General features: G+C 41.8%; 27 protein-coding genes. 18 read left to right on the plus strand and 9 right to left on the minus strand.

Features of this window, described 5'->3' with window-relative positions:
- Positions 1 to 11: 11 nt before the first annotated feature.
- The 5 genes from G0029_RS01850 to G0029_RS01870 all read left to right on the plus strand — a co-directional run bounded on the left by G0029_RS01850 (position 12) and on the right by G0029_RS01870 (position 5,847).
- A complete protein-coding gene (locus tag G0029_RS01850) occupies positions 12 to 974 on the plus strand; it encodes a 3-carboxyethylcatechol 2,3-dioxygenase (protein WP_180106241.1) in 963 nt (320 codons plus the stop codon).
- A gap of 11 nt (positions 975 to 985) precedes the next feature.
- Positions 986 to 2,221 (plus strand): 3-phenylpropionate/cinnamic acid dioxygenase ferredoxin--NAD(+) reductase subunit, encoded by a 1,236-nt coding sequence (hcaD, locus tag G0029_RS01855; protein WP_180106244.1) that lies wholly within the window; start codon positions 986 to 988, stop codon positions 2,219 to 2,221.
- A gap of 434 nt (positions 2,222 to 2,655) precedes the next feature.
- Positions 2,656 to 3,558 carry a DMT family transporter gene (locus G0029_RS01860; RefSeq protein ID WP_168377924.1) on the plus strand — a complete coding sequence of 301 codons (903 nt, stop codon included), beginning with the start codon at positions 2,656 to 2,658 and terminating at the stop codon, positions 3,556 to 3,558.
- Positions 3,559 to 3,789: 231 nt separating this feature from the next.
- Positions 3,790 to 4,731 carry a cation diffusion facilitator family transporter gene (locus G0029_RS01865; protein ID WP_078192768.1) on the plus strand — a complete coding sequence of 314 codons (942 nt, stop codon included), beginning with the start codon at positions 3,790 to 3,792 and terminating at the stop codon, positions 4,729 to 4,731.
- 60 nt (positions 4,732 to 4,791) lie between these two features.
- Positions 4,792 to 5,847: an MBL fold metallo-hydrolase gene (locus G0029_RS01870; RefSeq protein ID WP_078192767.1), complete on the plus strand. Its 1,056-nt coding sequence runs from the start codon at positions 4,792 to 4,794 to the stop codon at positions 5,845 to 5,847.
- Between the two features lie 82 nt (positions 5,848 to 5,929).
- Here G0029_RS01870 and G0029_RS01875 read toward each other — a convergent pair whose 3' ends face one another.
- Positions 5,930 to 7,450 (minus strand): catalase, encoded by a 1,521-nt coding sequence (locus G0029_RS01875; protein ID WP_111884100.1) that lies wholly within the window; start codon positions 7,448 to 7,450, stop codon positions 5,930 to 5,932.
- A 1,039-nt stretch (positions 7,451 to 8,489) separates the two neighbouring features.
- On the opposite strand from G0029_RS01875, the gene G0029_RS18535 reads away from it, so the two are divergent.
- Positions 8,490 to 8,879, plus strand: a complete 390-nt coding sequence (locus G0029_RS18535) for a hypothetical protein (protein ID WP_180106246.1) — start codon at positions 8,490 to 8,492, stop codon at positions 8,877 to 8,879.
- Positions 8,880 to 9,368: 489 nt separating this feature from the next.
- Here G0029_RS18535 and G0029_RS01885 read toward each other — a convergent pair whose 3' ends face one another.
- Positions 9,369 to 9,977 carry a TetR/AcrR family transcriptional regulator gene (locus tag G0029_RS01885; protein WP_111884098.1) on the minus strand — a complete coding sequence of 203 codons (609 nt, stop codon included), beginning with the start codon at positions 9,975 to 9,977 and terminating at the stop codon, positions 9,369 to 9,371.
- Between the two features lie 91 nt (positions 9,978 to 10,068).
- On the opposite strand from G0029_RS01885, the gene G0029_RS01890 reads away from it, so the two are divergent.
- On the plus strand, positions 10,069 to 11,730 hold the full coding sequence (locus tag G0029_RS01890; protein ID WP_180106247.1) for an acyl-CoA dehydrogenase family protein: 1,662 nt from the start codon (positions 10,069 to 10,071) through the stop codon (positions 11,728 to 11,730).
- Between the two features lie 193 nt (positions 11,731 to 11,923).
- A complete protein-coding gene (locus G0029_RS01895) occupies positions 11,924 to 12,109 on the plus strand; it encodes a hypothetical protein (protein WP_078192875.1) in 186 nt (61 codons plus the stop codon).
- A gap of 1 nt (position 12,110) precedes the next feature.
- Here G0029_RS01895 and ptsP read toward each other — a convergent pair whose 3' ends face one another.
- Both ptsP and G0029_RS01905 read right to left on the minus strand, forming a co-directional pair.
- Positions 12,111 to 14,405, minus strand: a complete 2,295-nt coding sequence (gene ptsP / locus G0029_RS01900; RefSeq protein WP_180024480.1) for a phosphoenolpyruvate--protein phosphotransferase — start codon at positions 14,403 to 14,405, stop codon at positions 12,111 to 12,113.
- Between the two features lie 77 nt (positions 14,406 to 14,482).
- Positions 14,483 to 14,962, minus strand: a complete 480-nt coding sequence (locus tag G0029_RS01905; protein ID WP_078192761.1) for an RNA pyrophosphohydrolase — start codon at positions 14,960 to 14,962, stop codon at positions 14,483 to 14,485.
- A gap of 181 nt (positions 14,963 to 15,143) precedes the next feature.
- On the opposite strand from G0029_RS01905, the gene G0029_RS01910 reads away from it, so the two are divergent.
- From G0029_RS01910 to G0029_RS01920, 3 genes are all read left to right on the plus strand, one after another.
- Positions 15,144 to 15,800, plus strand: coding sequence for an HAD family hydrolase (locus G0029_RS01910; protein WP_180106249.1), 657 nt, complete (start codon positions 15,144 to 15,146; stop codon positions 15,798 to 15,800).
- 92 nt (positions 15,801 to 15,892) lie between these two features.
- Positions 15,893 to 16,366 (plus strand): DUF2628 domain-containing protein, encoded by a 474-nt coding sequence (locus G0029_RS01915; protein ID WP_168377917.1) that lies wholly within the window; start codon positions 15,893 to 15,895, stop codon positions 16,364 to 16,366.
- A 96-nt stretch (positions 16,367 to 16,462) separates the two neighbouring features.
- Positions 16,463 to 16,705: a DUF2789 family protein gene (locus G0029_RS01920; protein WP_078189726.1), complete on the plus strand. Its 243-nt coding sequence runs from the start codon at positions 16,463 to 16,465 to the stop codon at positions 16,703 to 16,705.
- 198 nt (positions 16,706 to 16,903) lie between these two features.
- Here G0029_RS01920 and G0029_RS01925 read toward each other — a convergent pair whose 3' ends face one another.
- Positions 16,904 to 17,767 (minus strand): LysR family transcriptional regulator, encoded by an 864-nt coding sequence (locus G0029_RS01925; protein ID WP_078189725.1) that lies wholly within the window; start codon positions 17,765 to 17,767, stop codon positions 16,904 to 16,906.
- 467 nt (positions 17,768 to 18,234) lie between these two features.
- Between G0029_RS01925 and G0029_RS01930 the strand changes: the two genes are divergently transcribed.
- Positions 18,235 to 18,444 carry a hypothetical protein gene (locus G0029_RS01930; protein ID WP_180024477.1) on the plus strand — a complete coding sequence of 70 codons (210 nt, stop codon included), beginning with the start codon at positions 18,235 to 18,237 and terminating at the stop codon, positions 18,442 to 18,444.
- A 129-nt stretch (positions 18,445 to 18,573) separates the two neighbouring features.
- Here G0029_RS01930 and G0029_RS01935 read toward each other — a convergent pair whose 3' ends face one another.
- Entirely contained in the window at positions 18,574 to 18,810 is a 237-nt protein-coding gene (locus tag G0029_RS01935; protein ID WP_111884090.1) for a DUF2061 domain-containing protein, read from the minus strand.
- On the opposite strand from G0029_RS01935, the gene G0029_RS18180 reads away from it, so the two are divergent.
- The 5 genes from G0029_RS18180 to leuB all read left to right on the plus strand — a co-directional run bounded on the left by G0029_RS18180 (position 18,809) and on the right by leuB (position 23,084).
- Positions 18,809 to 19,009 carry a hypothetical protein gene (locus G0029_RS18180; protein WP_111884089.1) on the plus strand — a complete coding sequence of 67 codons (201 nt, stop codon included), beginning with the start codon at positions 18,809 to 18,811 and terminating at the stop codon, positions 19,007 to 19,009. The two genes, G0029_RS01935 and G0029_RS18180, sit on opposite strands and share 2 nt — an antisense overlap.
- A gap of 157 nt (positions 19,010 to 19,166) precedes the next feature.
- Positions 19,167 to 20,615: a 3-isopropylmalate dehydratase large subunit gene (leuC, locus tag G0029_RS01940; protein ID WP_180106251.1), complete on the plus strand. Its 1,449-nt coding sequence runs from the start codon at positions 19,167 to 19,169 to the stop codon at positions 20,613 to 20,615.
- Between the two features lie 24 nt (positions 20,616 to 20,639).
- Positions 20,640 to 21,290, plus strand: coding sequence for a 3-isopropylmalate dehydratase small subunit (gene leuD / locus G0029_RS01945; RefSeq protein ID WP_078189721.1), 651 nt, complete (start codon positions 20,640 to 20,642; stop codon positions 21,288 to 21,290).
- Between the two features lie 109 nt (positions 21,291 to 21,399).
- The gene (locus tag G0029_RS01950) at positions 21,400 to 21,963 is read left to right on the plus strand and encodes a hypothetical protein (protein ID WP_078189720.1); all 564 of its coding nucleotides are present in this window, start codon (positions 21,400 to 21,402) and stop codon (positions 21,961 to 21,963) included.
- A 41-nt stretch (positions 21,964 to 22,004) separates the two neighbouring features.
- Positions 22,005 to 23,084 carry a 3-isopropylmalate dehydrogenase gene (leuB, locus tag G0029_RS01955; RefSeq protein WP_078189719.1) on the plus strand — a complete coding sequence of 360 codons (1,080 nt, stop codon included), beginning with the start codon at positions 22,005 to 22,007 and terminating at the stop codon, positions 23,082 to 23,084.
- A gap of 74 nt (positions 23,085 to 23,158) precedes the next feature.
- Here leuB and G0029_RS01960 read toward each other — a convergent pair whose 3' ends face one another.
- The 3 genes from G0029_RS01960 to infA form a co-directional block, all read right to left on the minus strand.
- Positions 23,159 to 23,605: a hypothetical protein gene (locus G0029_RS01960; RefSeq protein WP_306669717.1), complete on the minus strand. Its 447-nt coding sequence runs from the start codon at positions 23,603 to 23,605 to the stop codon at positions 23,159 to 23,161.
- Between the two features lie 114 nt (positions 23,606 to 23,719).
- Positions 23,720 to 24,094: a hypothetical protein gene (locus G0029_RS01965; RefSeq protein ID WP_078189718.1), complete on the minus strand. Its 375-nt coding sequence runs from the start codon at positions 24,092 to 24,094 to the stop codon at positions 23,720 to 23,722.
- Between the two features lie 148 nt (positions 24,095 to 24,242).
- Positions 24,243 to 24,464, minus strand: a complete 222-nt coding sequence (gene infA / locus G0029_RS01970; protein WP_001284370.1) for a translation initiation factor IF-1 — start codon at positions 24,462 to 24,464, stop codon at positions 24,243 to 24,245.
- Between the two features lie 231 nt (positions 24,465 to 24,695).
- Here infA and G0029_RS01975 point away from each other — a divergent pair, with 231 nt between their 5' ends.
- Positions 24,696 to 25,703, plus strand: coding sequence for an AraC family transcriptional regulator (locus tag G0029_RS01975; RefSeq protein WP_078189717.1), 1,008 nt, complete (start codon positions 24,696 to 24,698; stop codon positions 25,701 to 25,703).
- The last annotated feature ends 38 nt before the right edge of the window (positions 25,704 to 25,741 follow it).

Below are 25,741 nucleotides of genomic sequence, written 5' to 3' on the forward strand. Positions count from 1 at the left end.
AGGAGTCACCCATGGCCGTTAAACTTATTTGTGCATCGCACAGTCCCCTAATGGAATTCGCTTCTCCGCAAGAGAAATACAAAGAGGAAAAAGTTCGCGAAACTTTTGCCAAACTTGCGAAAGAAGTTGAAGACTATAATCCAACATTGATCATTACTTTTGGTCCAGACCATTTCAATGGTTTCTTCTATGACCTCATGCCATCTTTCTGCGTCGGTATTCGTGCCAAAGCAGCAGGTGATTGGGATTATGGTAAAGACAATGACCATATCAATGTGCCTGAAGAAACAGCAATCAGTCTGGTTCGTCGCGTATTGGATGAAGGTGTCGATGTTGCATACTCTTATCGTATGCAGGCAGACCACGGTGTGACTCAACCATTACATTTCCTTTGTGGTGGCAAGCTTGATCGTTATCCAACGATTCCAATTTTTATCAATGGTGCAGCTGCACCGATGCCAACAACCAAGCGTACAGTCGCTTTGGGTCGTGCAGTCGGTAAGTTCATTAAATCATTGAACTTAGAAAATGAACGTGTACTTGTTTTGGGTACAGGTGGTTTGTCTCATGATCCACCAACGCCGCAAATGGGTTCAGTTCCACCAGAAGTGGAAGAGTTTCTGATTGCAGGTCGTAACCCAACTGAAGAGGCACGTAATACACGTCAAGGCAAAATCATTGCTGTCGGTCAAAAACTCGCAGCGGGTGATACTTCTGTCGCAGTGCCTTTAAACCCAGAATGGGATCGTGCATTGCTTGATACTTTCGCCAAAGCTGACTTTGCTGCCATTGAAGCGATGACTGAAGCTGAAATTCGTGTTGAAGGCGGTCGTGGTGGTCAAGAAGTTCGTTCTTGGATGGCTGCTTTTGCTGCACTACATGAAGTGGGCGAATACGACATGACAACACATTGCTACGAAGACATTAGTGAGTGGATTGCGGGCTTCGGCATCGTATCTGCAGAATTGAAATAAGGAACAAACCCATGAGCCAAAATGGTATCGAAACCATCGTTATTGTTGGAGCTGGTCAAGCTGGTGCTAGCGCCATTTTAGAACTCCGTGCGAACAAGTATGAAGGCAAAATCATTTTGGTGGGTGATGAAACACATCTTCCTTATGAACGTCCGCCTTTGTCTAAAGACGTAATTCTAAAACCTGAAGAGACCAAAATCGAAATTCTGTCAGAAGAAAAATTGGCAGAACTCGGTGTTGAACATATTCGTGGCAATGGAGTGGTGAAAATCCATAGCGATGCGAAAACAGTTGAACTGAAAAATGGTGAAATTGTAGCATTTGACAAGTTGCTTATAGCAACTGGTGGTGCAGCACGCCGTTTACCGAATTTCGATGCTTTGGGTAAACACGTTTATACCTTACGTAACCTTGAAGATTCACAAGCATTGGTGCCTGTATTACAAGCGGGTCGCCGTATTGTTTTGATCGGCGGTGGTGTAATTGGTTTAGAACTTGCATCTTCAGCACGTTCTAAAGACTGTATCGTGACCGTGATTGAAATGGGTCCAATGGTGATGGGGCGTTCATCTCCACGCGTATTGAGCGAATTCTTATTGGCACAGCAACGTCTTGCAGGTGTAGATGTTCGTCTTTCGACTTCTATTGCTGACTGTAAGCTGGATGGCGAAGAAGTGGTGATCACGCTTGAAGGCGGTGAAGAACTTCGTGCAGATGCAGTGATCTATGGTATTGGCATTGTGCCAAATGCTCAACTTGCGGTTGATGCAGGTTTAGACGTTGATTTTGCCATTAAAGTGAATGATAACTGCCAAACTTCGCATCCAGATATTTATGCAGCGGGTGACGTTGCGACTCAGCTTCGTGACTGTGGTAACCACCGTCGTGTCGAAACTTGGGAAAATGCGAACTTGCAAGCAGGTATCTTTGCTCGTCATGTAATGGGTGTTGAACATCCAACCCCAAATCCAGCGTGGTTCTGGACAGATCAATTGAATATCAACTATCAATTTGTGGGTGATATGGCTGCAAGCGAATGGATTGCACGTGGCGAAGTAAATCCTGAATTAGCTGCAGAATCATCATTTGTTTTGTTTGGTGTTACTGACGGTGTAATCGTGGGTGGTATCACTGTGAATGCTGCGAAAGAGATGCGTCATTTGAAAAAATTGATTAGCAAGAATGCGGCGTTTGAAGCGGATAAATATTTAGATTTAAGCCAAGATTTACGTAAACTTGTAAAGTAAGCTGAATGTCTAAGAGGAGCAGACTTGCGGTAACGTAGGTCTGTTTTTTTATGTCTTTAGTTTTAGCGTCGCACTTATAAAGCTATTTTGTAGTCCATGTATATAGTTTTAGCTTATGTAGATCTATTCAACGGTTTTAATCCTCCCCAGCCCTCCTTTTTCAAAGGAGGGAGTAGTCTTTGTGAAGAATGGATTTCGTTTGGATGATTCCCCCACTTTTTTTAAAGAGGGGTTAGGGGAGATTATTGATCGTTTGAAGAGAAGTCCTTATACCCCAAACGATCGGGTGGCATTCATACCGCCTCCAATTTAGTTGATAAAGGGGAGAACAATAATTGGTCTTAAACTTTTTAGTTAATGGTCTTACGAGTAGTTCCAGATCTGAATAGTGGGTTTCAGGTTAAGTCGTTAGAACAATCAAATTTGAGAATGAAATGAAATCTTCACTGCCGCTGACGGCAAGTATATATGCTCTTTTGGTACTGATTTGGGCGACGACGCCGCTCGCGATTGTGTGGAGTGTGCAGGAAATACATCCGATGTGGGTGTTGATTATCCGTTACTTCGGCGCATCTATTATTGCGCTGTTTCTGTTGAAATTGATGCGTGATCCTTTGCCGTTTGATGAAACCTCATTAAAAAGTTATGTGGCAGGGAGTTTGAATTTGATTGGCGCACAGTTGTTTATTTATCTGGCAGCCAATTATCTCACCTCTGGTTTAATGGCACTGATTTTTGGTTTTTCACCGCTGATTGCTGGCTTGATTGGCCATGTGATTTTAAAAACACATAAATTGGTCGCTTTGCAGTGGTTGGGTATGGCGGTTGCAGTGGGTGGTCTAACTTTTGTCTTTGCAGATTCTGCTGATAGCAAAGTCAATCCAATTGGCGTTGTACTGATGCTAATCAGTATGGTGTCATATATCAGTTCGATTTTTTGGGTGAAACAGATTAACGCACCGTTAAAGCCGATGTCACAGGCAACCGGTTCCCTGATTGTTTCTGCTTTAGGATCGATGCTCATTATTCCATTTATTTGGCAGCATTTTCCAACCGAATTGCCAAGCGGCCGTGCAATGATTGGATTTGTCTTTACCATGATCATGTCATCCATTGTGGCAATGCTGTGTTACTTCTGGCTGATAAGACGTTTGGCCGCATCAACGGTGTCACTCAGTAATGTGATGACACCTGTCATAGCATTGGTTTTGGGAGCTACGTTGAACAGTGAACATATTAGCTCCAATGCCTTTGTTGGAATCGTGGTCGTGATGTTTGGTATTGTGATGTACTTTTGGAAAGAGTGGCGCGAGCAATATTTTAATAAAGTACGTTGAACCGTGTACATCTACAGAATTATAAGGAAGCTGCGGCTTCCTTTTTTTTTCTATACCTTTGCGCTAAAGAGCGTGTTTCACATGGAACATGATGGCATTGTCGAAACAATCGACAGTTGGTGTAAAAACAACAAAATAACAAACAACAGCTACAGTCAGTTTGAGTACTATGGAATGAGCTATAAAATCAAATAGATCTGTTTGATAAAAATAAATTTAGGACAATTTTAAATGTCTGAATCTAACAAAATCGTGGTATATGCAGCGCTCTTCGGCAATTTAGCGATTGCACTGGTGAAGTTTGTCGCTGCCTATATCACGAATAGTTCGGCCATGTTGAGTGAAGCTATTCACTCTGTGGTTGATACTTTAAATGAAATCTTACTGCTCTACGGTATGAAAAAATCGCAGCAGCCGGCAAATGCACGCCATCCGTTTGGCTATGGGAGAGAGCTGTATTTTTGGGCTTTTATTGTGGCGTTGATGGTCTTTGCTTTGGGTGCGATCGTGTCGATTTATCAAGGGATTAGTCATATTTATCACCCCGAAGAAATGCAAAATCCGATGATTAACTATATCGTATTAGGTATTGCGATTTTGTGTGAAGGGACCTCTTGGTTTGTGGCATTGAAAGCATTTCGTAAAATCAAAGGGAAACAGGGCTATTTTGAAGCATTTCGACGCAGTAAAGATCCGACGACATTTACCGTGTTATTTGAAGATTCAGCAGCGCTGATTGGTCTGTTTATTGCCCTGATCGGTATCTATTTATCACACGCGCTGAATATGCCAATGCTTGATGGTCTGGCATCAATTCTAATTGGGGTTGTACTCGCTATTTCAGCAATTTTACTTGCACGTGAGACTAAAGGATTGCTCATGGGAGAAACTGCTGACCCACAATTGAGGCATAATGTCTTGATGGTTGCAGAGCAAGATCCAGCAGTGCATTCTGCCAATGGGGTGTTAACAGAGCAGATGGGTGCACATCAAGTTTTGGCATCTTTGAGTCTTGAATTTAAAGATAATTTAACGTCAGATGATATAGAAGCTTGTGTCAACAGAATTGAAGCACAAATTAAACAGCTTCATCCTGAAATTGTGGCACTCTTTGTCAAGCCTCAATCTCGGAAGGTTTGGCTTGAGCGCATGAAAGGTCGTCTTGATCAATAGGTCTGCGAGGTTAAATACTTTGCAAGGTTTGTCAGCATAGTGAATGAATTTTAAATACACATGAATCAAAAAACTCAATCAGCACAGTTTCAAATCAGTACTAAAAGCTGTATGAAACATACGTGGACGAAGCCTGTATTTGATTATCTGGCAACTGACCATTTTAATGGGGAAAAATTCTTTAATACCCTTCGAAATCCAGATGCGTTTACGCGTAAAGATATGCTGAAATGGATCATGACGCGTAAAAGCGATACATGGAAAGTAGATCGTGAGCAAGAATACCAACAGTTTTTTGCTTCTTCGCGTAGCATTCCGCACAATCGGCCATTGGCTAAAATGGATGATTGGTTGGTTTGGTTTGTCGGACATGCGACGGTTTTGATTCAAATTGGGCCATATAATTTTTTGACCGATCCTGTATGGGCGGAGTATGCTGGCCCACGTCAAGGGACTGGACCACGACGTGCTTGTCCTGCAGGAATTGCCTTAGAAGAATTACCTACAATTCATGGGGTTTTACTAAGCCATAATCATTATGATCATATGGATTTAGCAACCTTGAATTGGTTACATGAACAATTTGCTATGCCGATTTATACTGGTTTAGGCAATGCTTATTATTTACCCACACATTTCAATGTCATTGAACTTGATTGGTGGCAATCGGAAATGTTTGAAGATTTGCGTATCGTTTATACGCCTGCACAGCATGGTTCAGGTCGTGGTTGGCGAGATCAAAATCATGCCTTATGGGGAGGTTTTTCCATCGTGCATAGTACAGGACATTTCTTCTTTGCTGGAGATACGGGCTATGCTGCACATTTCAAACAAATCCATACACGCTTAGGTGCACCCCGAGTAGCGTTATTACCGATTGGAGCTTATGAGCCACGTCGTTTAATGAAATATTTGCACATGAATCCCGAAGAAGCTTTTCAGGCGCATAAAGATTTACAGTCAAAATGTTCATTGGCAATGCATTATCGGACTTTTCAGTTGACTGATGAAGCTAGAGACCAACCTGAACATGACTTACATCATGCAATGCGAAAAACATCAAAGTTAATGAATCCATTTTTAACCATGCATGAAGGCAAAAAATTGATTGTTTAAGGATTAATTAGAAGTTAATTGGAATATTTAATGCCAAGAAAAAACCACCTTAAAAGGTGGTTTTTTTATTCAAAGATAAAACTTAAAGCAAGCCAGGATTACCTTGAGCTGGATCAGTTGCACGAGCAGCTTGCGCATCCGCTACAGTTAAGCCTAATGCTTTTGCAACACCTTCACCATAAGCTGGATCACATGCGTAACAGTTACGGATATGACGGTATTTGATGAAGTCGAGTGCATCGCCCATTGCGCCAGCAGTGTTATTAAACAATGCTTGTTTTTGTTCATCATTCATTAAGTTGAATAATGCACGTGGTTGACTGAAATAGTCGCTGTCATCTTCACGATAATCCCACAAGTCAGCATCACCAGTAATTTTCAATGGTGGTTCTTTGTATTGTGGTTGCTCTTGCCATTGGCTGAAGCTGTTTGGTTCATAATGCGGTGTTGCACCATAGTTACCATCCATACGGCCTTGACCATCACGACGGTTGGAATGAACAGGGCAACGTGGTGCATTTACAGGAATTTGGTAATGGTTTACACCCACGCGATAACGTGCAGCATCAGCATAGTTGAATAAACGCGCTTGCAGCATACGGTCAGGTGAGAAGCTAATGCCCGGCACCAAGTTACTTGGTGCAAAAGCGGCTTGTTCAACATCTTGGAAATAGTTTTCAGGGTTACGGTTGAGTTCGAATTCACCCACTTCAATCAACGGATAGTCGCCTTTAGGCCATACTTTGGTTAAATCAAATGGGTGATAAGGTACTTTTTCTGCATCAAGTTCAGGCATGATTTGAACGTACATTTTCCATTTTGGAAAATCGCCGCGTTCAATTGCATTGAACAGATCGGTTTGTGAGCTTTCACGGTCTTTGGCAATAATCGCTTCAGCTTCAGCATCGGTTAAGTTTTTAATGCCTTGTTGAGTGCGCATGTGGAATTTAACCCAGAAGCGTTCATTATTGGCATTAATAAAACTGAAAGTATGACTGCCAAAACCATGCATATGACGGTAACCATCTGGAATACCGCGGTCAGACATCACAATCGTAACTTGGTGTAGAGCTTCAGGTAGTAAAGTCCAAAAATCCCAGTTATTAGTTGCACTACGCTTATTGGTTTTAGGATCGCGTTTTACTGCTTTGTTTAAGTCAGGGAATTTACGTGCATCACGTAGGAAGAAGACAGGTGTGTTATTACCAACTAAATCCCAATTACCTTCTTCAGTATAGAATTTAAGGGCAAAACCACGAATATCGCGTTCTGCATCTGCAGCACCACGCTCACCCGCTACGGTAGAGAAACGAGCAAAAAGTTCAGTTTTTTTACCAACTTCTGAGAAAATTTTAGCGCGGGTATATTGGGTAATATCGTTAGTCACGGTAAACGTACCGAAAGCACCAGAACCTTTGGCATGCATACGACGCTCTGGAATTACTTCACGAACGAAATTACCGAGTTTTTCATTAAGCCACAGGTCTTGGGCAAGCAAAGGACCACGTGCACCTGCCGTCATACTGTTCTGGTTGTCTACAACAGGAGCACCAGCATCAGTTGTTAGGTGGGTGACAGGACATTTTTTAACGTCGTCGCTCATTGAGTATCTCCATTATTATAATCATGTATTAAAGTTGGGAGTTATAACCTTATCAATTGATAACACGCTCAACAGCACATGACATTAACCGTTTTGTTAATTCATTTTAAAGTGACAATGTGACAACAGTTTTTCTCTCATTCTAAAATTTTTCAAGCAGCAATCAATCGAAGAGAAGTCATAAAACTGTAGCCGTTAAAAGCTTAAAAATCTTTATATACTTATTGACTCTAAAGCTTTCTGTGGCTTTTGACAAATGGAAAAATAGTTTTGAATAAATGGTTAATTCGATGAATCAAGTTATTGAATTTATATTATTTATTTATATATTTTGTTTTAATATTTTATCCATGAATTAAACTCAAATATATCGCTATGATAGGTAGAACAGGACGAACTAATTAATTCCATATTTTTATTATGGATTTTGGCCTTAATATAGGTTTTTTTAGCTGATTCTAGTTAATGAAAGACATTTTGAGCTATTAATATTGCAGAGATTTTCAACATTAAAGACATTATTTAATACTTAAAATAAGCTAAAAATACAGCTGAAGAAATATTGGCAAGTGGTCTAAGTTGTTTTAGAAAATTGTAAATAAATTCTTTATGGGGTGATGGTTGGCACACCTATCTTTATTGTTGTCAGGTCAGGTGTTGTCACTCCAGCTTGAATAGATTCCTACATCATATCAACATACTAGGCAACCTTACGTGATCGCATATCGTAGTTGAGGGGGTTAATGACGAACCCATTTTGACCTCGGGATATATTTTACGCCCAAAAGGATAAGCACTTAAACAAGACTGGACCGTATTGGCATGAGCACATGGCACGACTGTGTGGCTGATACAAGTGCTCCTTCAAGTGATTATACAATGGGCCTGTATATAGTTTGCAACTAGTCATAGATGATGCAATCGACAGTTGTTTGAGGCATGGCTATGTAGTGGTTGCAACAGATTATAAGGACTGGGTAAGCCAAAACTGCACCCTCATATGAATGTAGTCAGTTAAGTTTATAATTTGGTGCATTCTGTGCGTGCATTGCATTCTTGGAAGCCGAGGCAATTTAGTAAAGACTGGATGGTGATGGGGCATAGTCAAGGTGGTGCAGCTGTGATTGCGGTTGCAGCTCAGGGACAAAAAGATGCGCTTGAATTGAATCTTAAAGCTGCAATACCCTTGGCACCGGGTGGTTATCAATATGAATGTATTGCTGAATACGTAGAAACCAATCCAAATCCAGATACCAATGTAGCGGCATTTTTCCCAATCGTGTTGTTGGGAGCAGCCGCAGCAGATCCATCGATCAATGTAAATCAACTGGTTAGTCCAGATATGCGGTCTTTATTAAATCAGGCCCGTAAACGCTGTTTGTCAGAACTACAAACTGAGTTAAAACAAGCACCTCAGCCAATCTTTTAAAAAATTCAGACTTAAGGCCATCCTTAAGCTATTTAAAACGGCAGTCGATTGAATATAAGACCCTAACCGTAACACTGATGTTTGTTTAAGGCGCCGCAGACCATTTACTCGATCACCTTGGTACTCAAAGTTATTACCAGAAATTGTGCAAATAAAAATTGCCAGTAGTCTATCAGGCGATCCCAAATGGCTATCATCGGGGTGCATTAGGCCATAGTCCAAAATATACGGCTGAATTTTTAAAGAGCTTACAACTGGCCAGCATTGCAAAGGTGTATAAATGAGATAAGTAAGCTGGCAATAAAAGCTTAACTTCTAAAGCACTTTTATTGAAGGATGAACCAAGTGATGAATGATTTTCTTCTACCGTAAAAATGAATTTCCTAAATATCTAAAATAACTGGTTTAAGAGCCGGTTTTTTTGTAAATAACATGACTTTATTTTATTCACCGATGCATTTGAAACGTCATTAGACTTGTCCTCGAAGTCTAATCGCGCAACATATGAATTATATCTCGCTTTAATTCATCCCATTCAGTAAAGTTGGGTACGATCAACAAGCTTTGCGACACAAAGCCATAACACACTCTTTGTATATTTAAAGCCATTGGCTTGAGCTTTTCCTCGTTATTTATAAAAGGCTTAAGCATGTGTTGCCACATTTGCACCATCATGACATAACTTTTACGGTAACTTTCAATATCTGAAATCCGCCGTTCCAATAAAAACACCTGTGACCATAAAAACTGCTGCGCTTGAATTTGCTCAATTTGAAAGTGGATGATTTGCTGTAAATACTCTTGAAAATCCAAATCTGTGGATAACTTCATCAGCGATTGTGCATAAGTTTTCATCTGTTCGGCATTGTGTTTCACATGCAAATGAATGGTTAGCGCAATCAAATCTTCCTTCTTGGAAAAATATTCATAAAATGTCCCTAAGCCAACGCCTGCAAGGTCGGTAATTTCACGAATGGTAATTTTGTCGGCAGGGCGCTCATGCAAAAGCCGAACAAAACTTTCCTGTAAGGCTTCTTGGGTGAGCTTTGCACGTGATTGACGAGGCTTACGCCGTATCTGAATGGCTGAATTCTTCATATTGTTAAGCGCTGAAAACCGAACGTCTATGCTTTAAATTTTCTCTATACTGAAATGAAAAGCAAACAAGAACAAGTGGAAAATATAGACGATGAATACATTAGAACAGCCATGGATGACGCATCAAATCAGCAACCAATTTGATGAACTAGAAAACTACAATCTATTTTCAAGCGATACGGTTTTACATGAAATCTTAAAACGCTGCAGCAGCCATGATCAGCCGACTTTATGCGAAATGGGCAAAGTGGCAGGTTCGAGTGAATACTTTCAGCATGGGGCTTTAGCCAACAAACATACCCCAATTTTACATGCCTTCGATGCGCGAGGCCGCCGTACTGACTTTATCGAGTTTCATCCTTCATGGCATAAATGGATGGGACTCAACCGCCAGTTTGATACCCATGCACATCCATTTAATCAGCCAAATTCCAAGGCAAAATGGGTGGAATGGGCAGCACGTTTTTATTTAGCAGGTCAGGTCGAGTGCGGCAATTTATGTCCAAATTCAATGACACTCGGCAGTATTCCACTCATTCAGCGTGAACCTGAACTGTGGGCCAAAATTGGAGAGAAACTACTATCGACTGAATATGATGAACGCGATGTACCGATTGCGCAGAAAAAGTCGATTTGGCTCGGTATGGGCATGACTGAAAAGCAGGGCGGTTCAGATGTACGTGCTAATGAAACTATAGCTGTGCCTATGGCAGAAACAGGACGAGGCAAAGCTTATTTGCTGACAGGGCATAAATGGTTTTTCTCTGCACCAATGTGTGATGCGCATTTGGTGGTGGCAAAAACCGAACAAGATGGCTTGGCTTGTTTCTTTGTGCCGCGTTGGCTGGAAGATGGCACGAAGAATAATATTCAGGTGCAACGCCTAAAAGAAAAAGTCGGTAACCGCAGTAATTCAAGCTCGGAAGTCGAATTCAAAAATGCGTGGGGCATTATGATTGGTGAGGCAGGGCGTGGCATTCCAACCATTATTGAAATGGCGAACTATACTCGTCTGACCTGTTCGGTCGGTTCGAGCGCCATGCTGCGTCAAGCTTTGGTGCAATGCATTGCTTATACCCGTCAGCGTCAGGCTTTTGGTAAACATTTGATTGAACAACCCTTAATGCGTGCAGTTTTGGCAGATTTGGCTTTAGAGAGTGAAGCAGCGACGCAGCTCAGTTTCCATTTGGCGCAGTGCTATGAATCGGATGATACTTTGTCTGTGGCATGGAAACGCATCATGACCCCAGCAGCCAAGTTTTGGATTTGTAAGCGTGCGGTGGAACTGACAGGTGAGATGATGGAAGTCTTTGGTGGTAATGGCTATGTCGATAACGGCATCATGGCGCGCATCTTTAAAGAAGCACCTGTGAATACCATTTGGGAAGGTTCAGGCAATGTCATGTGCCTAGATGTGCTGCGCGCGATTGGGCGTGATCCTGAATCTATTGAGGTGCTGTTTAAAGATTTGGCCAGTACAGCAAGTACAGATGAAAGCTTGCAAACAGAATTGCAGGACTTGTTCAGGTTGTTCCATCAATCGCCTGAAGATTTACAATTTATGGGGCGCAGTTTGGTCAGTCGTTTAACGGTACTTGCACAAGCGGTGTTATTGAAACGCTATGCGCCTGATTATGTAGCAAATGGTTTTATTCAAAGCCGTTATAGCGCTAAACACGGGCAAGTGGTGGGGATGTTGGATGCCAAAATGGTCGATGTAGAGCGTTTGTTGGAACGGGCTTTCGCAAGTTAAATACAATGTATTTCCCTCTCTTAATGGGAGAGGGTTTTGGAGATGGGAATAATGTGGGAAAACAATTTTTTATGGACATGGGACTAACTACGCTGTATCAAAAAGCCATAGGAAAGTGCTTGAAAAAATCTAAAAATAGACCAATATATGCACTACAGCACGAAGGTGCTGTATAGGCAAAAGGTGAATGCAAATGGCAAAGAAAAAAGTCCTGCCTGAAGTTGAAGTTCGCAACTTCGTGGCAAAACACATGAATGATTTTAACAAAAGCCAAACTTTTGTAGATCGAAAGAAAAATGCGAAACGTGGCTATGACAAGCACAAAAAAGGGAGATACTCAAATGACTATCTCCCTTTTTATTGGTCTGTATTTTTATAATTTAACTGACTATTCGTGTCGCTGATTTCACCATATCACCTAGACCATGAGTCTTAAAGTAATACTCCATTAAGCTTTTCACCATCAGTGGATTATTCATGCTTAAGGCACGATCTAAGAGCTCTTTTGCATCTGGCATCGGCACATGGCAGATGGCTTTACGAACTTTCAGGATATTACTCGAACTCATCGATAGGGTATTAAAGCCCATTGCCATCAATAAAATAGCGGTGAGTGGATCACCAGCCATTTCCCCGCAAATACTAATCGGCTTGTCGTATTTATGACATTCTTGCACCAAACGAGTCAGCGCACGAAGTACGGCTGGGTGTGAGTGTGAATAGACATTGGCAACACGTGGGTTATTACGATCCACTGCGAGTAAGTATTGTGTTAAATCGTTTGATCCCACTGAGAAGAAGTCAACCAATTCAGCAAATTCATCGATCTGTAACAGCACACTCGGTACTTCGACCATGATGCCGATTTTGGGTTTGGTAATTTTCACCTGTTCTTCTTCTTGCACCGCTTGCCAGTCACGATCGAGCAAATACAACGCTTCTTCGACTTCGCTGACACTGGTCACCATCGGCAGCAAAATATGCAAGTTGTTGAGGCCAATACTGGCTTTGAGCATGGCGCGAATTTGGGCTGAAAAAATCTCAGGATGATCGAGGGTAAAGCGAATCCCACGCCAACCCAGAGCTGAGTTTTCTTCTTCAATCGAGAAATAAGGCAGGTCTTTATCTGCACCAATATCGAGGGTACGCATCACTACGGGTTTATTGGCAAAATGACTGAGCTGTTGACGATAAATCGCGCGCTGTTCTTCTTCACCTGGGAAGCGATCACGCAGCATAAATGGGATTTCAGAACGGTATAGACCGACACCTTTGGCGCCACGTTGTACACCGCGAACTACATCGATCATCAAGCCGGTATTTACAAACAATCGAACTGCGACGCCATCAGGGGTGATGGCATCTTTGGTTTCGTATTGCTTCAGATCTTTAGCAATTTGCTCTTCTTCTTTTTGAATCTCTTTATAACGTGTGCGTAAACGACGAGGTGGATTGATGAATACACGACCTTGATGTGCATCGACAATCATTTCGACATCATCAAGGGTGTTAATCGGAAGTTCAGTCACACCAACCACAGTTGGAATGCCGAGAGCACGCGCCACAATCACCATGTGTGAGTTCATGGCACCTTCAGTGGTCACAATCGCTGCGATTTTATCGACTGGGAGTTCAACCAAAGCAGCTGTAGAAATTTCTTCACCAATTAAAATACTTTCATCGGTGATTTCACGGTGACTAGCATCTGCTTCTTGCAAAAAGGCCAAGATACGACGCCCTAGATCTTTTAAGTCTGAAACACGCTCACGGAGATAGTCATCCTCCATCTGTGCAAAGAGCGCAATGTGTTTATCAATGACAATGCGAACAGCACCTTGTGCCCAGTTACCGTCGCGGATTTCACTTTTGATTTCCGCGGGGAGGGCATTGGCATCGAGCATCCGTAAGAACACGCTAAATAATGCCCGTTCTTCAGCCATGAGGGCATCTTGCATTTTTTCATCAAGCGACTGAATTTCTTGGCGAACTGCGTCTATGGCATTGTCGAGTAATTCGAGCTCCTCACTAATGTCATCAGCTTCACGATCAGGCACTGAAGCCAAGTCAGCAGGTGGATATAAGATGACTGCACGACCTAGAGCAATGCCGCCTGAACCTGAAATGCCTTGGAAGGTTTTATAGGCTGGGAGGTTGTTCGGTTTACGAAAGACTTCGATATTCCCGACGGCATGTGCATGGGCAATCACCCCTGAAAGCTGAGCGCATAGGGTCACGAGGAAGGATTCGGCAGCTTCGCTAAAGTCTTGAGGTTCTTTGTTTTGAACCACCAAGACACCCATAACTTTACGGCGATACATTACCGGAACACCGAGGAAGGAATTGTAAATTTCTTCCCCGGTTTCTGGCAGATACATAAAGCGTTCGTGTTTGGGAGCATTGTCTAAGTTGACGATTTCTTCACGTTGTCCAACTAAGCCGACCAAACCTTCACTGGTATGCAAAGAGACATGCCCAACGGCTTCAGGGTTTAAACCCTTAGAAGCCATCAGTAAATAACGATGGTTTCGTTCATCAAGCAAGTAGATTGAGCAGACATCCACATGCATGGCTTCTGCCACTTGATTGACCATTATGTCTAAAGATTCATGCAAACTGGCTGACGCATTAATCTCTTGGACTATGCGTCTTAATGTATCCAGCTGCATGTTCGACATCGTGTCTGCTCCAAAATTTATTCTGCTTTATTTATAACAACACTCATCCTAAAAATCTGCATCCATTCTGCAAATTTTTACGGCTTTTGTGGAAGCTGACTGCACAGTTCCACCATGGCTTTACGATATACATCGCGTTTAAAATTGACCACTTGTCCTAGTGGGTACCAATAGCTGACCCATTGCCATTGATCAAACTCAGGTGGATCTGACAAATCAAGCTGAATATGCTGTGCTGAAGCTGTCAGTTTCAATAAAAACCACTTTTGCTTTTGACCAATACAAACGGGGGCTGAATCGGTACGTATATACCGATGTGGCAAACGATAGCGCAACCACCCTTGGGTTTGTGCTATCACCTGGACGTGTTCGGGCAGTAAGCCAACTTCTTCTCTCAGCTCACGGTAAAGTGCCTGTTCGGGGGTTTCTCCATGTTGGATACCTCCTTGTGGAAATTGCCAGGCATTGTGACCAATGCGCTTTGCCCATAAAACTTGTCCAATGTCGTTTGCCAAAATGATCCCGACGTTGGGTCGGAAACCTTCTGAATCGATCATTTGGCTACCTAAATATTGTGTAATTTATGACTTTGCTCACGGGGACGTTTATTTCTGTGTCCATCTCGAAAAAGCAAAGTGTAAAAATGTTAAAATTGTTATGATCTTAACGAATTTCTATCGACTAGCGGAGATAGATTTACAATTTTTTTCTTAAATTTCAGCTTTTACGAGTATTTTCATGAAATTGGCACTGTTTGACCTTGATCACACCTTATTAAATACCGACTCAGACCATTCTTGGGGGGAGTTTTTGGTCAATGAAGGCTTGGTTGATCCAATTCGTCATCGTGCCATGAATGACAAATTTTATGATGATTATAAAAAAGGCCAGCTTGACCCGATTGCCTATAACGAATTTGTATTTGAGTTTTTAACCCAACATGACAATGCCTACTTAACTGAGTTACATCAGTTGTTTATGAAAAAAGTTATTCGTGCGCAAATGCGTCCAGAGGGCTTTGCTGCCATTCAGCGCCATCAAGATGCAGGGCATCAATTGGTCGGGATCACCGCAACGTCTGATTTTATTACCGCACCGATTTTTCGTGAATTCGGCATTACTGAAATCATTGCGACCAATGCCGAAGTTGTGAATGGTAAATATACAGGTAAAGTAATTAATACTCCGTGCTATCAAAAGGGCAAATTAGTCCGTTTGAATCAATGGTTAGAAGGTCGTGATGTGACAGAGTCCTGGGCCTATTCAGATTCAATCAATGATCGATTCTTATTGGAATATGCGGATCATGCAATTGCAGTCAATCCAGATGATCGTTTAGAGGTCCTAGCAAAAGAACAAGGTTGGGACATTCAAGACTGGTCAATTCAAGCCTAAAGATGAACAGGAAAAAAAGCATCTTGAGATGCTTTTTTATTTGATGTTCTTTTGATTAACCCTCGACTCACTTATTTGAACTATCGCTCCGTATGCAGACAGAAGCTTCTTTTAAACATTTAATTCAAATCTTTATTGGGCCACGTGCTCAATCTTATTTAAAGTTCATAGAACAACAAGGTGGGCAGAACAGTGGCCTGAGTTGGGCGGGGTTAATTTTTGGGCCCTATTGGTTACTCTATCGGAAGATGTATCGCTATTTCTTCTTATTCTTTGCGGTTGGTTTTTTGATTAGTATGTTGGCACTCATCATCGGAGTGCCTGATCAAGTCTTGATGGGGCTAGCATTGATTCCTAACCTCATACTCGCTGGCATCGGAAAGCGGCTTTATAGCGATTTTGCGGTGCAAAAGACCAAAGCCTATATGCAGCAGCCGAAATATAGTGAGCAGGTGTTTGCTGAAGAAGGCGGAGTGAACTGGGGGCTGCCTTTGTTGTTGGTATTTATTCAATCGGTCGTGATGATTATGCTCAGTTTGCCTTTTATTCAATTTTCACCGCTGTAGAATTCTGTAATTGAGTGCGTGTCCGTTCCGTGTTATATCCTTAAAACAGAATAATTTTGTATCCATAAACAATAAGTTTTAACACGGAGAATGACAATGAGTGTACGTCCACGCATGACTCATCTATTTGAACAACTGGGTTTAGATTCGAGTGAAGACGCGATTGCTTTATTTATCGTGACGCATCAACTCAGTGCCCAAACTAAAATTACCGAAGCAGATTATTGGACAGATGCTCAGCGCCAGTTCTTGGCCGAAAAAATTAAGTCAGATGGTGAGTGGGCGATTATTGTCGATCAATTGAATGAATCATTACATGAAGATTCATTGACGAAATAAAACCGACAGGTCTTCCTTGGTTTTTTTAATGGGATCGGCTGAAATAGGTGATCCCATTTTTGATGCAAAAGAAATTTAAGCGACCCTTCAACATATAGAAAATTATTCGCTTTTTCTAAATGCTTAAACAGATGAATATAAAAAGCCACCATAGCGGTGGCTTGATTAATAATTGAATTTTGTAGGCAAAAAAATGAATTAGATGTGTTTCATCAATTCAACCAGCTTTTGTGCAGCAAGTGACTGAGTACGGCCTGGGTGCCATACCATGCCCAATTGACGATTCATGTTTGAAGGTAAATTCAGTTGTTTTAAATCTTGGTTCAATAAGGTTTTAGGAAGGACTGACCAACCGAGACCAATGGAAACCAACATACGAATCGACTCGAGTGAATTATTGCTCATGGTGACTTTTGGTTTCAGGCCATACTTTTCAAACTCAGCCAAGGTAATTTGACTGGTATAGGTTTGCGCCGCAGGCAAAAGACTTGGGTATTGGATCAAATCTTCTAAGGTTAAATGTTCAACTTGCGCCAAAGGATGGAAAGGTGCAACCACGAATACCAGTGGATCATTCCATGTCGTAATGTATTTTAAACGGCTGTCACCTTGTGGCGGTAAGGTTAAAAATGCCAATTCTAAGTCGCCAGCCAAAACTTGCTCATGGGCCTGTTCAGAATCAACAAAGTGTACATCTAAGGTTACTTCCGGAAACTGTTGTACATATTGACGCAAATGCGCTGGTAAATGGTGTAAGCCGATATGATGACTGGTACCAATTTTCAGTTTACCTTGAACCTGACCTTGCTCATGGCTGAGCGTATGGTGAATATCGCCCAACTCATTCAGCCAGCTTTTTACTTTTGGCAAGAGAGAGTTTGCTGCATGCGTCGCTTGAACACCACGACCCGCGGATTCAAAAAGTTTGACACCGAAGTATTCTTCTAAACTGTGAATACGCTTGGTTACAGCAGGTTGCGTGATGAAGAGCTGATCTGCTGCCAAAGAGATCGAACCAGTTTCCATAACTTTTACAAAGGCTTCAAAGGCTGCGAGATTCATCTTCATTCCTATAAAGAATTTTTATGCTTAGTCTCATTGTTATAATATTTTAAGAATAAATCAAAGGGAAAGTTGTATCTTTTGATTTAAAACTAGGCGTTCAAGCCATACTACGCGTTAAATCTGAGGGGATTTTTCGAGTTCTATAGCGTTATTCGAGTGCTTGATTGTTGCATGATTCGAGATTGAGCTGTGACGTTTTCAGCTCAAATGCGCTGTTACAAAGTTGTTTTTTAAACCGAAACCACAGTTATGCATAATATAAAAAATATAGGGCTGAAAAGTATTTTTAACCGTTGGAATTAAAGAGGAGCGATGACGTTTCTTTTTAATTCAGTATTGAACTAAAAAAAAATGAACTCAAGTTTTGATGGCTTGGGGAACATACTTTTCAGTGAATAATTATAGCAACAGGTACAGTCAGGGCTGCATCGATTAGCGATGTTGTACCTCACAGGGAGAAGGCGATGGATATTAAACACATTAAAAATTTATTGGATATCTTTGAAGGGACAGTCGAAAAGCGCTGTGCAATATATGAAATCGCAGATGACGAAGACGACGAAAACCGTGCAGCAGCGGAGTGTAATGCGGCAAAAAACAAACTGATTCTTGCGATAGAACAATTGGTTGAGGCGCATGATCAACTGGCTTTACAGCAAAAAACCAAGCTTTGATGAGCTGTCTACAATTGAATCTATAGGATGAAAAGAATAGAAAGTTAAAGTGAATGGAATATAAGAACGTTTTAAGGTCATTAAAAAAACCACCGTGATGGTGGTTTTTTTACAAGGAGCAGGGTTCGATTAAGCGGGGATATTTTCCTCTACAGCTTTATCTTTCTTTTCCCAGACTTTTTCGTGGAAGAAAAAGGCAACCGCTTGAACAGTTGGTTCAAGTAAACTTAATGTAATAGCCATTGCAATACTGCCTGTCACGTAATAACCAACCAACATCGCAACCGTGATATGCATGATGTAATAGCTCAAGGTTTTTTTGAACATGCGCTGATTATTTTCGACGAACTTGTTAATGTGTGCCATGAAAATGCTCCTTGTTAAATTGATAAATCTTGGCAATGAGTTAATAATAATGATTCTTATTTGCAATGTAAAAGAGAAAATTCAATTTATGATCATTGAATTTTTAAATTACTGTTTAAAAATGGCAGAAAGTGAACAAAAAGTCGGAGAAAACTCTAAAGTTTCATCTACTGAAAGTATTGAAGTGAGCGTGTTTTAAACGCATTAATGGTCTTTAAAATGCAGCGGAAATCAGCAGTTAAATATCATTCCTATAAGTTTTTAAACTAATAAAAATGATAAATTAGATTTATGTGAATACGTGGTTATAATCGATTTAACGAAAGAATTTACCCAGTCCAGTGGAGCAAATCGACATGGCAGGCGAAACCCAAAAAACGGAAACCCAAACAAAAAAAACCTTGTATGACAAATTGTGGGATGACCATCTAGTAAAACAACGAGATGATGGCTCTTCATTATTGTATATCGACCGTCATTTATTGCATGAAGTGACTTCTCCACAAGCTTTTGAAGGTCTACAACTTGCAGGTCGTAAACCATGGCGTTTAAGCGCTAACGTTGCAACGCCAGACCATAACGTACCTACTTCTACTAAGGAGCGTGCTGAAGGTATTGCGGGTATTGAAGATGATACCTCACGTATCCAAGTGCAAACTTTAGATGACAACTGTAAAACTTTTAATGTTGCCCAGTTTGACATCAATGATGTGCGTCAAGGTATTGCGCATGTGGTTGGGCCAGAACAAGGTTTAACCTTGCCAGGTATGACCGTGGTGTGTGGTGACTCACATACTGCAACGCATGGTGCTTTTGGTTGCTTGGCTCATGGTATCGGCACATCTGAAGTTGAACACGTGTTGGCGACTCAATGCTTAGTTCAAAAGAAAATGAAGAACATGTTGGTGCGTGTTGACGGTCACTTGGGTCAAGGCGTAACTCCTAAAGACGTGGTTTTAGCAATTATCGGTAAAATCGGTACGGCAGGTGGTACAGGTCACGCAATTGAGTTTGGTGGTCAAGTGTTCCGTGATATGTCGATCGAAGGTCGTATGACGGTGTGTAACATGGCGATCGAAGGTGGCGCGCGCGTGGGTATGGTGGCTGTTGATGACAAAACCATTGCCTATGTAAAAGACCGTCCATATGCACCGAAGGGCGAACAGTGGGATGCTGCAGTAGAATATTGGAAGACTTTAGTGTCTGATGAAGGCGCGCATTTTGATACTGTTGTGGTGTTGCAAGGTGAAGAGATTGAGCCACAAGTGTCTTGGGGGACTTCTCCTGAAATGGTGATTCCTGTATCTCAAGCAGTGCCAACTTTAGAACAAGCCAAAGATGACGTACAGCGTAATGACTGGACACGTGCATACAACTACATGGGCTTAGAAGCGGGTCAGGCATTGGCTGATATTCAATTAGACCGTGTATTTATTGGTTCATGTACCAACTCACGCATCGAAGATATTCGTGCAGCGGCTGAAGTGGCCAAAGGTAAAAAAGTGGCGGCATCGATTAAGCAAGCCATGGTGGTACCGGGTTCAGGTTTAGTCAAAGCACAAGCAGAAGCAGAAGGCTTAGATAAAATCTTAATCGAAGCGGGCTTTGAATGGCGTGAGCCGGGTTGCTCAATGTGTTTGGCAATGAATGCTGACAAGTTGCAACCGGGTGAGCACTGTGCATCGACGTCAAACCGTAACTTCGAAGGTCGTCAAGGTAATGGTGGTCGTACGCATTTGGTGAGTCCAGCAATGGCAGCAGCTGCGGCAATCGCTGGTCACTTCGTTGACGTTCGTACCTTCTAATCAGGGCTAATAGGAGCAAATCGCATGAAAAAATATACCGTTGAACAAGGTATCGTTGCACCATTAGACCGTGCCAATGTTGATACAGATTTAATTATTCCAAAACAGTTTTTGAAATCTATTAAGCGTACAGGCTTTGGTGCCAACTTATTTGATGAGTTGCGCTATTTGGATGAAGGCTATTTAGGTCAAGACATTTCAAAACGTCCAATTAACCCAGATTTCGAATTGAATAAACCGCGTTATCAAGGTGCGTCGATTTTGATCTCTCGTGCAAACTTTGGTTGTGGTTCGAGCCGTGAGCATGCGCCTTGGGCATTAGAAGAATATGGTTTCCGTACCGTCATTGCACCAAGCTATGCGGACATTTTCTTTAATAACAGTTTCAAAAATGGCATGTTGCCAGTGATCTTGTCTGAAGAGATCGTCGATCAGTTATTTAAAGAATGTGCTGCATCTGAAGGCTATCAATTAACCATTGATTTGGCTGCGCAAGAAGTACGTACACCGAGTGGTGAAGCATTTACATTTGAAGTTGATCCATTCCGTAAACACTGCTTATTGAATGGCTTGGATGATATCGGTTTAACCTTACAAGCTGCCGATGATATTCGCGCTTATGAAGAAAAAACCAAAGCATCTCGCCCTTGGGTATTTGCAGAAATTAAAGCTTAAGTCAGTGTCACTGTAGAACTTCTTAGTAGTCAGTCGGCTTAAGTCTTGCTAATATCAGGCGAAACAAAATTTATACGTTAGCCAGAATTTATCAGGTTGGGTTCGAAAAATGAAAAAGTTCTTCGGTCAGCTGGTTGTAACGGGAGCGCTGTTCGCAACGCTCTCTGCCTGTCAAAGCTTTGACACGGCACGCATTAAAAATGTGAAAGAAACTGAAAGTACAAAAAATAATGCTCTGATTTACTGTGCAGGTACAGCGCATTGTGAATTTGAGCGTTTTGATCAAATACAGGTGGTTGATCCAAATAATCAACATGTACAACGTGCTGCGATTAAAGCAGGCATTGTACGGTTGAATGGTCGTTCATTGTCTGAGCCTAATCCTTTGTATTTGTCTGTACCTTCAGGTCAGCATGAAGTCGTGATTCGCTATTATCCAATTTCTCAGGAAAAAGCAGAGCGCTTGCATGTCATTCACAACTTTAGGTCCAAACACGAGTACACCTTTAAAATGTACCGTGAGCGTTCAAAAAACAGAGGCAGTTTACTGGATAAATCTGCGCCTGATCCGCTCTGTGTAGACTTAAAGCAAGGTGCAAAAACAATTCGACGTTTCTGCCGACCCTACAATGTCCTCACAGGACTTGGTGAGTTTGTAGAAAAGAAACTTTAAATCTGACTGGTAATCAAGCCAGCGTATAAATGGAAAGACTCATGTCAAAACATATTTTGATTTTACCAGGTGATGGTATTGGTCCTGAAATCGTGAAAGCGGCTGAACAAGTGCTGACACGTGTAAACGAGAAATTCAACTTAGGTTTGACTTGGGAACAAGGTCTTTTAGGTGGTGCAGCGATCGATGCGCACGGGTCACCTTATCCAGATGTAACAGCAGCACAAGCGAAGACTGCTGATGCGATTTTATTGGGTGCAGTGGGTGGTCCTAAGTGGGATACCATTGAGCGTTCAATTCGTCCAGAACGTGGCCTATTAAAAATTCGTTCAGAATTAAATTTATTTGCCAATTTACGTCCAGCAATTCTTTATCCGCAGCTTGCAGATGCGTCGAGCTTAAAACCTGAAATCGTAGCAGGTTTGGATATCTTGATCGTACGTGAGTTAACTGGCGGTATCTATTTCGGCCAACCACGTGGTATTCGTGAACTCGAAAACGGTGAAAAACAAGGTTTCAATACTGACGTATATGCAGAATCTGAAATCAAGCGTATTGCCAAAGTTGCTTTTGAAATGGCGAACTTACGTGGTGGTAAAGTGTGTTCAGTGGATAAAGCCAACGTGCTAGAAGTGACTGAGCTTTGGAAACAAACCGTAACTGCGTTAAAAGAAGAGCAGTATCCTGAAATTAACTTGTCTCATATGTATGTTGACAATGCTGCCATGCAATTGGTCCGTGCGCCAAAACAGTTTGATGTGATCGTGACTGGTAACTTGTTCGGCGATATCTTGTCTGATGAAGCGGCGATGTTAACCGGTTCTATCGGCATGCTGCCATCGGCTTCTTTAGATGAAAATGGTAAAGGTATGTATGAACCTTGCCACGGTTCAGCACCAGACATCGCAGGTCAAAACATTGCGAACCCATTAGCAACAATTCTGTCTGTTGCTATGATGCTACGTTATACCTTCCGTGAAGAAGCGGCGGCAAAAGCAATTGAAGATGCTGTAGGTAATGTCTTAGATCAAGGCTTACGTACAGGTGACATCATGTCAGAAGGCAGTACTCAAGTCGGTACTGTTGAAATGGGTCAAGCTGTAGTTTCTGCATTGAACTAATGGCGAATCAAAAAACGCAGCGTTTATGCTGCGTTTTTTTGTGCCTAGAAATTATCAATCTTAGAATTGATGCGCTAACAGGTGCGACCAGTTAATCGGACATCAGTTGCAATATTATGCTTTAAGCGAAATTGAATAAGGCAGTTTAACTCAACCTCATAGCGTGTATTTCCACTGGGAATCGGCACAGCAGCGCCGCTGCCCATGCCCATTGCGGGATTTTCAGCCATCGGTAAAGGAATACTGATCGGGCGTGCGACACGATAACGGAGGTAGTCAGAACTGACCTCTACGGGAGAGGTTCTTTGATAGCCGAGTTTGCTGAGATTAAGTTCTGCTTGAATCGTTTGGCTCGATTGACCAATAAATGAGGCTAAATAGCGTTCACGTTCAACGGAGGATATCGTTGATGTCGTGCTACAGCCAGCCAAGCATACAATGCTTAGAACGCATCCCATGCTCAATATTGGGCGAATAAAACGCTGATCTTTGTAAACCTGATGTTCTAAAATAAATTTCATGGGTCAGTTCCTCACGAAATAAATTCAGTTTAGTCAGATCGGTCTGTATAACACTGTAGTCATTTGATACACGGTCATCCGAGCAAGATTAGCCTCTAGTATTCTCATGCAGGATCAACAAGCTCTGCCAACATAGTCAATGGATTCAACTATTTGATTGCGTAATTTGAACTCGATTTTACATTCCATATCGACAGTGACACCACCTTTAGACGGCGTTGGGATAGGGGCGCCCATGGCTATACTGGTGCCGATATTTGGTGTACCAATCGGGATTGGCATCGAGCGTAAAATGGTATAGCTAAGTTTTTCGTTGCTTTGTACGGGTGCTCCCATCACTTTATAGCCCAATTGACTCAAGTTGAGCTCTTTACGAACTTGATCAGCTGGCTGTCCAATATAGTGTTGTAGGGATTGATTGAGTTGCTTTTGGCCTGTCGTGGCGCAAGCCACACAAAAGATAGCACCGACTAATCCTAGATGTTTCATATGATTTTATGTCCTTATATTTTGAATTTTATAATCGAATTTTTATGTTTTTAGACTGTAAAGCAAATTTGCAGTCAATTTTTATCATTGTATTGAAATAAATACAAAAAAAGCCACTGATAAAGTGGCTTTTTCGCTTCGCTAAAACTTAGCGCGCACGGTAAGTGATACGACCCTTAGTCAAATCATAAGGTGTCATTTCTACTTTAACACTGTCGCCAGTCAAAATACGGATATAGTGTTTACGCATTTTGCCAGAGATGTGAGCAATCACTTCATGACCGTTTTCTAAACGTACACGGAACATAGTATTAGGAAGCGTCTCGGTGACAACGCCTTCGAACTCGATGAGTTCCTCTTTATTGGCCATAGCCTACCTGAATGAATAAATTAGCAAGGCGCAAATTATAGTCAATTTTTTTTCAGAATACAAGCCGTAAAAGGCTTTGAACTGATCGACTGTCAGTAAAATAAGCGAACAATTCAGTTAAATATTTTCAACAAAAAATGTGCAGTAACAGTTGTCAGTTTGGTCAATCGCAGTTAATCTAAAATCAATCTTTTTAGGTATAAATGAAGTACATACAAGGAAGGTTCTGGAGTGGGTCAGCTAACTGATGCATCTGTTGTGTTGCGTTTAGGGTATCAAGCGATTCGTCGTGCCGGATTGCCAACAGAAGAAATTTTAACAAAAGCGGGTGTGGCATTAAATCAGGTTGAAACCAATGACCGTACCCCATTGAATGCGCAATTTGCGTTCTGGGTGGCTGCAGAAGAAGTCAGTAAGGATCCTGATATTGGTTTGCATCTGGGAGAGCATTTGCCTTTATATCGAGGGCAGGTGATTGAACACTTATTTATTTCATCTGAGAATTTTGGTGAAGGTTTAAAGCGGGCTTTGGCGTATCAACGCCTAATTAGCGATGCCTTTCATGCGCAATTGGTGATTGAAGATGACCGCTGCTATTTGACCAATGGTCATCAGCCTTGGGCAGAAAATATCGTGAATCGTCATTTTTCTGAATGCGCGATGTCCGGTGTTTTGCGTTTCTTTAAGTTTATTACTGAAGGGCGTTTTCAGCCGATTTATATCGACTTTAACTTTAGTCAGGGCGCGCCAGATGATGAGTATTTCCGTGTTTATGAATGCCCTGTGAGCTTAGGGCAGAAAGAAACCCGATTGTATTTTGATCCGGCTATTTTAGAGTATCAATTGTGGCAGGCAGAACCTGAGTTATTACAATTGCATGAGCAGTTGGCGATTGAAAAACTTCAGGAGTTGGCGCGTTATGATTTGGTCGGTGAAGTTCGCCGTGCTATTGGTTCAACGCTAGAAAGTGGTGAAACCACGCTTGAAACGGTCGCTGCGCAGCTCAACATTACCCCGCGTCGTTTACGGACTCAGTTGTCAGAAGCCAATACCAGTTTTCAGCAAATTTTGTCAGACTATCGCTGTCGTTTGGCTAAAAAATTATTGGCCAATACCAATGAAAGTGTGGAGCGCATTGTGTACTTAACGGGTTTTTCTGAACCAAGTACGTTCTATCGTGCATTTAAACGCTGGACCAATGAAACGCCTGTGGAATATCGTAAACGAAAGCAGCGTTAACGTTGAACATTTAAAAGTATTCCCTAAACAGAATCCCC

Origin of the sequence: Acinetobacter sp. YH12138, assembly GCF_015218525.1 — a bacterium.
GTDB lineage: Bacteria > Pseudomonadota > Gammaproteobacteria > Pseudomonadales > Moraxellaceae > Acinetobacter > Acinetobacter amyesii.